The organism is Vibrio sp. T11.5 (assembly GCF_027587155.1).
Lineage (GTDB): Bacteria > Pseudomonadota > Gammaproteobacteria > Enterobacterales > Vibrionaceae > Vibrio > Vibrio neptunius.
Genome location: NZ_JAPPTP010000004.1, coordinates 236,728 through 249,952, shown reverse-complemented (window position 1 = coordinate 249,952; position 13,225 = coordinate 236,728). Strand labels below are relative to the sequence as shown.

13 protein-coding genes are annotated in these 13,225 nt (G+C 45.1%); 7 read left to right on the top strand and 6 right to left on the bottom strand.

All coding sequences use genetic code 11. The annotated features are described in order from the left end of the window. Nucleotides 1-40: 40 nt before the first annotated feature. From OH455_RS06860 to OH455_RS06830, 7 genes are all read left to right on the top strand, one after another. A complete protein-coding gene (locus OH455_RS06860; protein WP_269980843.1) occupies nt 41-925 on the top strand; it encodes a LysR family transcriptional regulator in 885 nt (294 codons plus the stop codon). A gap of 97 nt (nt 926-1,022) precedes the next feature. Further along, nucleotides 1,023-2,027: an N-acetyltransferase DgcN gene (gene dgcN, locus OH455_RS06855; protein WP_206370512.1), complete on the top strand. Its 1,005-nt coding sequence runs from the start codon at nt 1,023-1,025 to the stop codon at nt 2,025-2,027. A gap of 8 nt (nt 2,028-2,035) precedes the next feature. Then, nucleotides 2,036-3,016 carry an N-acetyl-D-Glu racemase DgcA gene (gene dgcA / locus OH455_RS06850; protein ID WP_269980842.1) on the top strand — a complete coding sequence of 327 codons (981 nt, stop codon included), beginning with the start codon at nt 2,036-2,038 and terminating at the stop codon, nt 3,014-3,016. Nucleotides 3,017-3,364: 348 nt separating this feature from the next. Continuing rightward, entirely contained in the window at nt 3,365-3,673 is a 309-nt protein-coding gene (locus OH455_RS06845) for a helix-turn-helix domain-containing protein (protein WP_019276654.1), read from the top strand. 34 nt (nt 3,674-3,707) lie between these two features. Then, complete coding sequence (locus tag OH455_RS06840; RefSeq protein WP_045975766.1) at nt 3,708-4,430, top strand: GGDEF domain-containing protein; 723 nt, start codon at nt 3,708-3,710, stop codon at nt 4,428-4,430. Between the two features lie 179 nt (nt 4,431-4,609). Then, nucleotides 4,610-5,713: a substrate-binding protein gene (locus OH455_RS06835; protein WP_333482723.1), complete on the top strand. Its 1,104-nt coding sequence runs from the start codon at nt 4,610-4,612 to the stop codon at nt 5,711-5,713. A 3-nt stretch (nt 5,714-5,716) separates the two neighbouring features. Next, entirely contained in the window at nt 5,717-7,528 is a 1,812-nt protein-coding gene (locus tag OH455_RS06830; RefSeq protein ID WP_269980840.1) for a GGDEF domain-containing protein, read from the top strand. A 42-nt stretch (nt 7,529-7,570) separates the two neighbouring features. Here OH455_RS06830 and OH455_RS06825 read toward each other — a convergent pair whose 3' ends face one another. The 6 genes from OH455_RS06825 to OH455_RS06800 all read right to left on the bottom strand — a co-directional run bounded on the left by OH455_RS06825 (nt 7,571) and on the right by OH455_RS06800 (nt 13,211). Continuing rightward, complete coding sequence (locus OH455_RS06825) at nt 7,571-7,762, bottom strand: hypothetical protein (protein ID WP_045975745.1); 192 nt, start codon at nt 7,760-7,762, stop codon at nt 7,571-7,573. 207 nt (nt 7,763-7,969) lie between these two features. Beyond that, nucleotides 7,970-9,409 (bottom strand): sensor histidine kinase, encoded by a 1,440-nt coding sequence (locus OH455_RS06820; RefSeq protein ID WP_269980839.1) that lies wholly within the window; start codon nt 9,407-9,409, stop codon nt 7,970-7,972. 1 nt (nt 9,410) lies between these two features. After that, nucleotides 9,411-10,067 (bottom strand): response regulator transcription factor, encoded by a 657-nt coding sequence (locus OH455_RS06815; RefSeq protein WP_269980838.1) that lies wholly within the window; start codon nt 10,065-10,067, stop codon nt 9,411-9,413. A gap of 327 nt (nt 10,068-10,394) precedes the next feature. Continuing rightward, a complete protein-coding gene (locus OH455_RS06810) occupies nt 10,395-11,153 on the bottom strand; it encodes a 4'-phosphopantetheinyl transferase family protein (RefSeq protein WP_269980837.1) in 759 nt (252 codons plus the stop codon). A 2-nt stretch (nt 11,154-11,155) separates the two neighbouring features. Further along, nucleotides 11,156-12,160: an HlyD family secretion protein gene (locus OH455_RS06805; protein ID WP_269980836.1), complete on the bottom strand. Its 1,005-nt coding sequence runs from the start codon at nt 12,158-12,160 to the stop codon at nt 11,156-11,158. Between the two features lie 34 nt (nt 12,161-12,194). Then, entirely contained in the window at nt 12,195-13,211 is a 1,017-nt protein-coding gene (locus OH455_RS06800; protein WP_219349055.1) for an NADP-dependent oxidoreductase, read from the bottom strand. Between the last annotated feature and the right edge of the window lie 14 nt (nt 13,212-13,225).

Below are 13,225 nucleotides of genomic sequence, written 5' to 3'. Positions count from 1 at the left end.
AGTAGTCGCTATCTGTTCATTTACTCAGGTAAGCAAGGAAGTGAATCTACGCCAGATAGAAGTGTTTTATGCCATCATGCAGGCAGGCACAGTGTCGGGGGCAGCCAAGCAACTTCATGTTTCACAGCCCAATATCACCCGAGTATTGGCTCATACTGAACAGCAATTGGGTTTCATGCTATTTGATCGAGTCAAAGGTCGACTGGTTCCAACTCAGGAAGCGCAGTCACTCATAGCGGAAGCAGAAAAGATATACCAGCAGCTCGGTCAGTTTCGCAGTTTAACCAGTAAACTCAAACATGGTCAGTACCACCTTCGTATTGGATCGCCGCCGATACTTGCTTCTGGTTTCCTTGCTCCGATCATAGCGCAGGTGTGCAATAATACCGACTATACCTTAGAAGTATGCACCGCAAATCGAGATGAGCTGATTGATGGTCTAATAAAAAACGAGCTGGATGTGGCGGTTTGTTTTGGAGAAGAGAGCGTTTCGTCCATTATCCAAGAAACTATACTCAATACTGAAATGAAAGTACTGCTCCCTGCAGAGACGACGATTCAGCACTCGGTTACCATTGAGGAATTACTAGAGAGCCCGCTACCACTGGTTGGACTCGATACCCGAGACCCACTTGGATTTCAACTGCATCAGTCCATTCACTCCGTCGCCCCAGACTTTCTCCCTAAAGTGAGCGTTAGAAGCTATAACGTGGCTGCAGAAATGGTCGTGCATGGTGCCGCAAATGCGATTATCGACCCTTGGACTGCCATGCATTACCAATCGTATCCGCAAATCCAATGCACATCATTAATTCCATCGATCCCGGTCAATGTCTCCCTGATTTACTGTCAGCATCATCCGCTTTCTGTTTCTGCCAAGTGGTTCGCTGACCGTCTTCAACAGGCAGCCCAACAAGGGGTATAGCTTAACGTTATACCTTAACAACAAATAGATATTCGGCAACGGGCATTGAGTTCAATAGAGTGTATTTATCTGCTCACTCTAATATTCAAGGATGCTTATGTCGATTGCTCAACCTTACTTACTCTTTCTGGGCGACGTTACTGACCCTATTTCAGCCAAAACGGGCCGAGGTATTGCACTTTGGCGACCTGAACACTGTATTGGTGAATTGCGCTTATCATGTGACGCCGTCACTCTTAATTTAACGAACCTCACGCTAGAAGAAGCCAAAAACAGGGGAGCAAAAACACTTGTCATTGGCACAGCCAATGCCGGCGGCCTCATACCTGAGAACTGGCGGGCTTGTCTGATTCAGGCGGCAGAGCTGGGATTTGAAATAGCATCCGGCATGCATCAACGACTGAAAGATATCCCTAAGCTGGCTGAGCTGGAAAAACAAGGTATCACTAAACTTCACGATGTTCGCCACTTTGACCAAAACCTAGAAGTTGGCAATGGTACCCCACGCAAAGGCAAACGTCTCTTAACCGTTGGTACGGATTGCTCTGTCGGTAAAATGTTTACCGCATTGGCTTTGGAGAGAGCACTACACAAAATTGATGTCTCGGCACAATTTAAAGCAACAGGCCAAACCGGTATCTTGATCGACGGAAAAGGTATCTCGATTGATGCAGTTGTAGCAGATTTCATTTCCGGCGCAGTAGAGAAAATCAGTCCTGAATTTACCGATCACGAATGGGATATCATCGAAGGACAAGGGTCACTGTTCAATCCTTCTTTTGCAGGGGTTAGCCTCGGCTTACTGCACGGCGCGCAGGCAGATGCTTTGGTGCTATGCCACGAAATTGGCCGCCCTCACATTCGCCATCTACCCCATTGTGAATTACCGACCATTGAAGCAACTATAAAAGCTAACCTCGCGGCTGCACGACTGACCAATCCCAATACTCAACTGGCTGGTATTAGCCTAAATACCGCTGCAATTAGTGAAGAAGATGCCATGGCACTTTGTGCTGATTGGCAAGAGCAATATCAGGTTCCGGTCACTGACCCAGTCAGATTCGGTATTGACGCCATTGCAACACATATTAAAGCTCTGTGAGGCCAAACATGGACATAATAGCATTCAGCCAGTCTATTCCGCTCGCTAGGCCTTTTGCCATTTCGCGAGGAGTAAGGACACATTGTGACGTGGTTCGAGTCGAAATTCGCCATCTTTGCCATGTTGCGATCGGAGAATGTACACCTTATCCAAGATATGGCGAAAGTGTAGAATCGGTATTGGAACAAATCGCTCAAATGGTTCCTACACTGCAGGCGCTTACTCCCTCGGAAGCAAAAATGACGCTGCAAGCAATGCCCGCTGGAGCAGCGAGAAACGCGCTAGATTGTGCTTTGTGGGAAATGATCGCCAAGACGGACGGATTACTCTTTCCATACCCCTACTTTGATATTCGCTCAAAAATAGAGACTGCAATGACGGTCTCGATCGACACAACTGCAAGGATGGCTCAACAAGCTTCTGATTATGTGGCTCAGGGTGCGACTCTGCTCAAGGTTAAACTGGATCACGAAGATATTGTATCTAGAGTGACTGGCGTCAGAGCTGCCGTTCCTGGTTGCAAAATTGTCCTAGATGCCAATGAAGCCTGGCACAATGAAGATCTAGACGAGCTTTTTTCATCGTTAGACCAGCTTGATATTACTATGATAGAGCAGCCCGTACCCAAAGGTTACGATGCTCTACTGAAGAAGGTTTCACATCCGATTCCTATCTGCGCCGACGAAAGCTGCCACGTTCGTAGTGACCTACCCAACCTAGATGGGTGCTACGAGATGATAAATATTAAACTTGATAAATCGGGCGGCCTAACAGAAGCACTGGCGTTGGAGCAAGAAGCCAGAGCGAAAGGATTTTCTATTATGGTGGGCTGTATGCTCGGAACCTCGTTGGCAATGAAGGCTGCCTTACCCATCGCAACGAGAGCAGAGATTGTTGACTTGGACGGACCAATACTGCTCGGCTCAGACACTCCCGATGGCTTAATTTACCAATCTGGTACTTTAGGCTTAACCAATCATAAAAAATAATATATTCCTTCCAAATATATAATCTCGCTTTAAATAAACTCAACATTAAAGCGAGCATTTTTGCCTACCTATCAATCAAAATAGTCACAATTAACTATGCTGGCAATAGTAATAAAGTGCTAGAACAAATAATAAGAAAAGCATCTATAATAAGCCCTCTCTTAAGCCACAACCCGAATTAACAAAATATTATTCTAAAGTTCATGGAACAGCTGTCGATACCAGTGAAAAAGTCATTTCTTTTTTAATAGATATACCCAAAAACTTAGAATCTAAAAATTCCTTAGTAATATATCTAATACTATAAGGTTAAAATGACTCTACTTTGTTAGTGGAGGTACTCACTGCATGACTAGCCCATTACCTAGAAGGCTAAGAGACATAAGAAAGAAAAGAGGTATCACTCAGGAAGAGCTGGGGCAAAAACTAGGGATGGAATCAGGAAGCGCAAGCGCTAGAATTAGTCAATACGAAACTGGTAAACATGCTCCTGATTACACGACTGTAAAACGCATATCTGCGGCACTAGAGATAACCGTCGCTTACTTCTACTGTGATGACGACACATTGGCAAATATCATAATAGAAGCTTCCAGCCACAGTGAAACAACAAAGCTTGATATTCTTAAAATACTAGAAGGAATTCAAAAACAATAAGTTAGCATCTTTGCTGTTTTGGATAGACATGACAATGATTTCTGAACTCGACCTCGCCATACAACTGACAAAAATAATAATTCTTCTCTACATATCCTATCTGTTATTGCGCCACCAAGTGAGCAATAAAATACTGTATGGATGTTTATTAGCTATGATTTCGATGATCATTGAGCTACTTATCAACTATTGTCAGCTATCATGGCCAGCTATTAGTTCTGCTCATAAAGATGAAGTTTTGCTAATTTCGTCGACAACGCTGCTAATTGCTCATATTTTGATGCTATCTGGCGTATCATCGTTATATTTCAAACTCAAAGAAGAATCAGAAAAAGATCATCTGACTCAACTTCACAATCGAAAGTTCATGCGCAAGATTCCAGAAAAAGATTACGACGTTATCTATCTGGATATTGATAATTTTAAATCGATCAACGATACACTTGGCCATGATTATGGTGACGCATTACTCGTCCTATTTGCACGATATTTGTCACATTGTATTCTCAAAAACGAATATTTAGTTCGATACGGAGGTGATGAATTTATCGCCTATGTACAACCAGGACGAAGCAGTGATTTTATTGAACGTTTACTCTCTTACGTTGCAAACTCAGAAATTGAATTTAGCTATGGTGTTTCAGGAAGTGCCAAAGGTGAACTGTTTTCCGCGATTACCCGTGCGGATAAAAACATGTATTTGATGAAGCGGCGCAGATCGACATCAAGAGGGCGTAAACCAGCAAAGGCCAATTAAGACCATGCAGGCTGTGCCATGACTGGACACATTCAGTGTCGCCTGTACGCCGCAGAGGCCCTTTACTAAATGCGCTTTTTAAACTTTTATTAATAGAATGTGAGAAAGGATTCTCTAGGTAGCTTATGCTGGTATTGATTTGGTCTATCGTGAAACACGTCTTCGTCGTATCGGTGTTGATGTTCACGGCTAGCTGCCTTCCACGCCAACCCAATATAAAACTCGGTGTTATTTTACCTTTAACAGGGACCTTTGCCGTTTATGGACAGCAGGCACTTAAAGGCGTTCAGCTTGCTGTCGATCAAATTAATGCTGATGGAGGGGTGCTGAATAGGCAGATTGAACTCATCATCCGTGACAATCAGACCGACCCAGCGAAAACCGTAAAGTACAGCCGTGAGTTAGTCCAGCAAAATGACGTATTCGCGCTGTTTGGCCCAGTGAGTAGTGCCGCTCGTTATGCCATGGCAGAAGTCGCGGAAACATTCCAGACTCCATTGTTTTACGGTATCGATTATGAAGGCCACCATTTTAATCGCTACCTGATATGTTACAGCGCTATTCCAGAACATTACATTGAACCTATTGTCCCCTACCTAATCGATAACGTGGGTAAGAGCTTTTATATCTTCGGCTATGACTATATATGGCCTCATCGTATGGCTGACAGCATAGCTGAGTCTGTTAAGCTCAATCAGGGAACCGTCACCGATATTGAATTCACTCCATTTGGCGTCAAAGACTACACCTCCGTATTCGAGCATATAAAAAACTCCGGTGCTGAGACATTGATGCTCATCTTGCCGGGTGTCGATGGCTTTACTTTCTTGTCACAGATGACATCTTTTGACTTTGGCCGACCTATTCAAATCGTCGCTTTTGCCGCTGATGAAACCTATTTGTCCAATCTGGACAATGAGGCTTTGGAGGGTGTACTCACTGCTCTTCACTTCTTTAGTCAGAACGATGAGCCTGTTTTACAAAAATTCGTTAACGATTACAAAACCTTTCACGGCTCTGAGTCAGTGGTAACCTATTCGAGTAAATCTCACTATGACCTTATCTATTTACTGAAAGCTGCGATAGAAAAATCAGGCTCGGTTGATAAAGAAGCTGTCATCAACCAACTCCCAGGGCTAACTTTGTACGAAAGAGAATTGGCGATAAAACTCAGAGACGACCACCACTTTGAATTACCTATGTATCTAGGCCAATTCAGTCAAGGACAACTGAAAGTGGTGAAGCGATTAGGAATAATTAAACCAGAGGATCAAAGACCTTAGGTAATGAATAAACTTAGCGTAAAAATTTTCATCATTCTTCTGCCTCTTGCGATCTCTTTGCTGATCTTTAGCTACGTCTATTACAAAGCGCGAGAGAAGCTCACCATTGACCATATTTACCAGTCTATCCAGCTTTCCGTTTTACTCGGAGCTAATGAAATTAGCCATTATGTCCAAGGTCAGTTCACCGAGTTTGATCGTCTCAGTAGTGAAATCAACGCCTGCGAGGATGAAAATATACCTTTATCTCTATCTGCCGCCGACGCTTTAAGCTTCACCAGCGGCTTCTCTGCACTGGCTATTTCTGATTTGTCAGGCCGTGTCACTCACTTTAGCTTGTCTTCGAATAGCAGCAATCGCTACGTACTGCGTAAGAATACACAAGAGCTTATACTTCTTCCTGAACATGTTCTGGCCCTGTTACACACCTCTTATCAAGAGTGGAAAAAGACTTACCCAGAAAACCTTAGGAGGGAAAAAGATACGCTAAATCAGCTGTTAGAGCTTAATAAACGGGGCGAAGTGAACTCACAGGCCAGCCGAGAACTGACCAATTTACTCGTTAACATCCGAGAAGGTCGAAGCCTGCCTCGACAAGTGATCAGCCTAGCTAATGCTGAAACCATCTCAAAACTCGGCCTGATATTCGACACCGAGAGTTACCTATACTCTCGCCCTCTGCTTGGATGCAATAAAAAAATCGTCGGATTTTATACCGCCATCCTCGACCGTACTATTGTTGAAGACCACCTGTATCAAATAAAAAGCACGTTAATGCAAAGTAACCTTCAACACGTAGATGTGCTGATGATACGGAACCAAGGCCTACGTTCATTGTCCGCTGCGAACCATTTGTCGCTCGAGGCGCTCTCTAGTAATGGCCTCAATACCACCAATAAACCGCAAATGCGGCAAGATCTCAACGGGATACTTATCAATCAACCGATAGAGTTGGATATTCAGAGCCATCTTATCTCATTGGACAATACCCACCCTTCTATTCCAGATCATCAAAAAGGCATTAACCTAGTGGTCTATGTATCGATGGACGAACTCGAGTCGAACAACTTGATGCTGATGCGCGAAGTTTTTCTCTATCTGTGTATTGCTCTATTTTTGTTTGTCTCGTTGACTCTTTATCTTTCCCACTATATTGCCTCACCAATTATCGATCTGCGCCAGCGAATTTCAATCCTCTCCAAAACGGGCAAAGCCAAAACTGATTTCTCTGTCAGAGATGATGAAATTGGCCAGCTCTTTAGTGCGTTTTCCGATATGGCTTACAGTATAAAAGCTAAAGAGTCTCAGTTGGTTAAGCTAGTTCGCGAAGATCCATTAACTGGCATTCTCAATCGTCGTGCATTAGTTAATCATGCCCAAGATATTCAACGCCTCAACAGCGTCTCATGCATATGTATGATGGACCTAGATCACTTCAAACAGATTAACGATAACTACGGCCACGCCATTGGGGATTCGGTACTGAAAACTTTCTGTACCTTAGTTACTAGTGAAATTCGGGACTCCGATATCTTTGGTCGTCTCGGTGGCGAAGAATTTGCTCTAATCTTGCCAGAGACTCAATTGGAAGAGGCCGTCGGCTTAGCGGAGAATATTCGCAGCCGAGTTGAAGCTCAGTTGGTTGCCAGTCTCAACTCAATCGTCAGTTCCAAAATAACAGTAAGTATTGGTGTCGTGGAATGGCTAGATGATGATTTTGCCAAAGCCCTGTCTAGAGCAGACAAACACCTATACATAGCGAAAGAAAGTGGACGTAATCAGGTCAATGCACAGTCATCAAAAAGCCCGCTGTAATGCGGGCTGACGTGTAACAATACTTTCCACTGACTCAAATCTTCATTCGAGCGACATTCCTACCTGACCAACTCGAGTTTTGAACTCTTCAATACTGTCAGCCTGATAAGTGGGCGAGCCATTAAAATATCTTGGTTTTTCAGGCAGCATGGCATTTTTCAACGCGTTTTCCTGATCAATGTCGTCATGGTAGACAGTAACGCGATGTGGAATGTCCTGTTTAAATGTCGCCATTTTCTCTTCTCCTTTTCATCTTACGTATACACGACTATGAGCGTAGAAAAGGATCGCTGACTGTCAACGCAACTCATAGGCCATAACAAGCAAATTAGAAGTGCGTTAAGCCAGACACTTTCTTGTTTGTCACCCTTTTTAGCTGCGGCTAATTCATTTGATAGAAATTCTGTTTATGTGAGCTTACATCCAGATCCAGATTTGAAGCTAAATTAGACGGAACTTTGGCAAGGTGATAACAAATGCCAGACCTGGTTCTTGAGATCTGACATCAATTTTTCCATGATGGAGGGCAATAACACGCTCTACAATTGCCATCCCCAAACCTGCTCCTTGAGCTTTGTTCTGGGTTTCTTTGCCACGGAAAAAGCGCTCAAAGATGCGGTCAATATCAATCTGACTCATTCCCCGACCGCTATCGGCAATGACGATCTGTATATGCTCTTCATGCTCAGTCACTTCAGCCCAAATTCGGGTCCCTTCTCCGGAGTAGCGAATCGCGTTGTCCATCAGATTGCGAAACAGACAATTAAGGAATATCTCATTGCCTTGAATAGCATAGGCCTCCTCAGCAGCTTCTAATGTGATGTCTTGTTGTTGCTTCAATGCAAGGGGGACCAGCTCAGCAATCACACTACGTAGTATCTCAGCAACATCAACGGTTTGACTTAAATCCACCATCAAGCCGCTCTCGACTTTTGCCAATGTCAACAACTGCTCAATGGTTCGCTCAGAACGTGTGATGCTCTTTTCAATCTGTTTGAGGTCATGGTCTTTTTCCTGAGCATTTTGCGTTTCAAGGGCATTCTGCGCATTGAGCTTGATCACGGCCAGAGGTGTTCGCAGTTCATGGGCAGCGTCTTGATTAAATCGTTTTTCTCTTTGCCAAGCTGCATCGACTTGATCAAACAGGTAGTTCAAGCGTTTCACTAAGCTATCCAACTCAGTGGGAACATCTGTAATACTGAGTGGTGAGAGGTTATCAATCGACTTCTCTGACACTTGCTTTTCCAAACGACTGATCGGTGCAAACAAATGATAGGTAAACAGCACCAATAGCAAACATAAGAGCGGCGTTGCCACTAGCATGGGTACAATGGCTGGGATCGCAATCTTGTTTTCGACTTCGCTGCGCAGGTGCTTGTCTTCGCCGAGCCAGAGCCACATTGGCTCACCCGTTTTCGGTTGCGTTAATAGCATGGTTACGCCACGCCACATGTTGGACTGCTGCTGATCATGAATGTCGTTCAGACCCGGATGGCGCATCATTTTTAAGTCGACAGGTGGCGCATTCGGAGAGCTCGCCAATACCGCGCCCTTAGAGTCGAGCAGTAAATAGGCGAAGTTATCCTCAAGCAGCTTGGCTCGCGACCATTTTTCTAGGTTGTCTTTGGGGGATGTTTTACTGGTGAGGTTAGCGAAAACGGTTTCTGGGTCTGAGTTTCGGTCTTCGCCAATCACAGAGGGATCGGTCAATAACAACACCTTCAAGAAACTCTCACTAAGGTCCTGAAGCCGTGCATCATCAACGTCTGTAATCGCCTGACGCGTATCAAGGTAAACCCAGATTGTGGAAGCGGTAATAACCGCGAGGCATAGCAGTACGCTCGATAATGCGACACGGCGTTTAACAGAATTCAGTCTCATACTAGTGTTGGATGATGTATCCGACTCCTCTGATGTTTTCGATGGTACCTTTAGGCATTTTTTTGCGCAGATTATGGATGTGCACTTCAATCGAATTAAGTCCGGCACTTTCATCCCAACCATGCATGTTTTGCAATATCTGTGTTTTGCTTAGCACCCGACCAGCGTTCGTCACCAGATAGAGGAGAATTTTAAATTCATTTGGCGTCAGATTAATACACTCACCTGCAACCGTGACTTTATGCGAATTGACCGACACAGAGACATCGCCCACCACGATAGTGTCATCTGCCATACCCGCCGATCGGCGAATCAATGCCCCCATACGCGCCAACAGTTCTTCCAGTTGAAACGGCTTAACCAGATAATCGTCTGCACCATGATTGAGCCCATAAACACGGTCATTAAGTTCGTCACGAGCGCTGAGAATCAAAACGGGCGTCTTGTCTCCTTTGCTCCTGAGCTCTTTGAGTACTTTCAAACCGCTGATACCCGGTAAAGAAATATCAAGAATGACCAGTAGGAAGCTGTCAGCTTGCAGTGCGTGAAGGGCACTTTCACCCGACGTTACCCAGTCTGCGGTATAATGATGTCTGGCGAGGGAAGCGGTAATCGCATTGCCAAGCATAGGGTCATCTTCAACTAATAATACGCGCATGTTATCTATCTCTGTTCTGTATCGTGACCCGTTCAGCAGTGATAAAAGGAAGGTCACAAGCGATGGTTTTATTTACTGAGTCTCACTGCTTTCAATCCATCTGAGTCGGCCTTCATAGCTTTGGAGAACACAGAGGCCAAACATGGAATTCATCCAAAATAACAAGCCAGACTTAAAAAACATTTAATATTCGGCGAAACATTTCATTTTTTGGCCTTACCAGCGCTAATTTGGAGTCCAAAAGTCTCTGATTATATTAATCTTGTTGAACATACTAAGTACACAAATTTTTTCCCATAGCCCATTTTGTTTCGCCCAAGAGAGCATCTATCGGGAGATAAAAGTGATGACATAGTCTGACTGCAAGGTGTAATGGCACTCAACTTCTCGAAAGCCCGTCTTAGCCACCAGCGAAGGCGATAAGGTCAGCCATATGCGCTGTTTGTACGGGTCAACGCATTTAACCTGAGCACACTCAAAGCCGAAGTATTCCCCGATATAGGGGTATAAGGCTTTGAACAGACTCTCTTTAGCGGAGAAGATGATTGTTGTGATTATATCATTGCTAAATGGCAGTGACGCCAGACGCTGCCACTCCCATACAGAACAAACGGAGCCGGATACCTCACACACCACATTGGGCGCTAACACTTTCTCGATATCCATTCCGATGTAGCGTCTGATGCTCTGAATAGCAGGGAGCACCGCACATGCTGCGATATCATCGCAGTGGGTAATGGTACCTAAAATACCGTCGGGCCATGTCGGACAGCGATTTGTACTAACCCCGACTTGTACTCCGCTGGCACCCCCCCCATCACAAGCAGATATCGCCTGCCTTGCCGCATAACGACCCGCCAGAAACTCGGCTCGTCTTGAGCTTACCGCGCGGCCAAGTCCATCAGGACATCGAATCCTGAACTGCTTGAACAAGCTGTCATGATAGAGGTTTTGGTTAAACTGACACACAAATACACTCGCGCCATTGATGAGAAACCTCTGCTCCTTGTTGATAAACTGACCACTTGTTTGTTCAGATAAATAACGCACTCCCACAGCGTCAATGTCAGGAAATAGTGTCGCCATAATTACTGCCTTGTATCTACAGTAACAACCGCAGATAACCCGTTGTCGACCTGAACAGAGTCATTGAACACAATCTTAACCGGCACACGTTGCACCACTTTAGTAAAGTTGCCCGTCGCGTTATCTGGTGGTAACAAAGCAAAGGTAGCGCCTGTGGCTGGCGATACGCTATCGATTCGTGCTGAGAATGTCTTCCCTGGATAGGCATCAATGGTGACATCAACAGACTGCCCTTTGTGCATACGCGACTTTTGCGTTTCTTTAAAGTTCGCCAGAATCCACGGTGTGCGATCGGACACTATGCTCACAACAGATTGCCCCGGTTGCACCATCATACCAACTTGCAGGTTGCGATTGCTGATCACACCATTTATTGGAGCCACAATCCGGGTGTATCCCAATTCAAGCTTCGCCTGTGACAAACTGGCTTTGGCTTGCTTGACCATAGCATCGGCCTGCTCTATCTCACTTTCCAGTACCGAGAGCTTATCTTGTTGTGTTTTCAGGCTGGCCTTCGCCTCAAGATACGCTGCTTCATCAACTTTATAGGCAGATGCGCCATTGTCACGTTCACCTTTAGACACATAGTTTTGTTTCTCTAAGGCCTGCAAGCGTTTGTATTGCTGAAGTGAGTATTGATATTTAGCCTTCGCCGACGTCACTTTACTCTGGTACTCTTCGATGGCACTTTTCTGCATTTTATAGGCTGCATCCGCGTTCGACTGTTCCGCCCGACTTTGCGCTAAGGTCGCTTCAGCAAGCTGCTCTTTAATCACGAACTCACGATCATCCAACTGCGCTAGCAAGTCGCCTTTTTTGACCTTCTGATTGTCCTTAATATTAATTTTCACCACTTCCGCATTGATGCGCGAACTGACGTTAGTAATGTCCGTTTGAACGTAAGCATTGTCGGTGGTCTGGAAAAAACGCCCGTAGTAATACCAATAGGCACCGCCAGCCAAGACCAACAACATCAGTGGAATCAAAATCTTTATTATTTTTTTCATAGCACGACCAACCAATCAAAAAAGACGAACAGTATTAAACTCGAACCAGTTGTTTACCGAAGTGCTTCCCTTCCAATAGATCGACAAAGGCCTGCGGTGCATTTTCCAATCCTTCGGTCACCGTTTCACGAAATTTGAGCTGACCACTTTCCGCTGCTGCGGTCAGCCAACTGATCGAACTTGCATAATCGTTGACCCACTCAGTCACCAGAAAGAATCGATTTTCCGGCGCACTTGGCAGTGAAGAGTAAAAGCGCGATAACGTCGAGGCATCCACATCTTTACCCTTGTTGTATAACGCTGCACTGCCACAAATTGGTACTCTGGCACCTTCATTAAGGTGACGCGCCACTAAGGAAGAAATACGTCCACCAACATTTTCAAAGTAGATATCCACACCGTCCGGACAGGCGGCTTCAATCTCCTCACCCAAATTGTCAGACTTGTAATTGACACAAGCATCGAAACCTAGTTCATCGACGACATAACGACACTTTTCCTCACTGCCCGCGATGCCGACCACTCGGCAACCCGCCATTTTGCCAAGTTGACCAGCAACCGAACCCACAGCGCCTGACGCGGCTGACACCACCATGGTTTCACCAGCTTTAGGTTTGGCAATTTTGTTCAATCCAAAGTACGCAGCTCGACCGGGAGTTCCAGCCACGCTGAGAAAGATCGTTGGCGGCAGTTCTGTATCCGGCAGTTGATAAGTCATGAAATCCGCATCGTTACCGACACAATATTTTTGCCAACCTGAAAAAGTGAACACCCTATCGCCGACCTGATATTTGGGGCTGTTACTCTCGACGACCTTGCCAATGGTTTCTCCCTGAATCACTTCACCCAGTTTGATCGGCTCTACATACGCCGTGTTTTCGTTGAGGCGAGGTCGCGTATATGGGTCCATCGAAAGCCAAGTGTTTTCAATTAAAAACTCACCCGGCTTTAACTCGCCAATTGGCAGGTTGGCGATACGGAAATTGCCCGTTGTCGCGGCACCTTGTGGGTGACTATCAAGCACAATTGATGGGTTAACTAGTTGATTCATAAAACACCTCATTG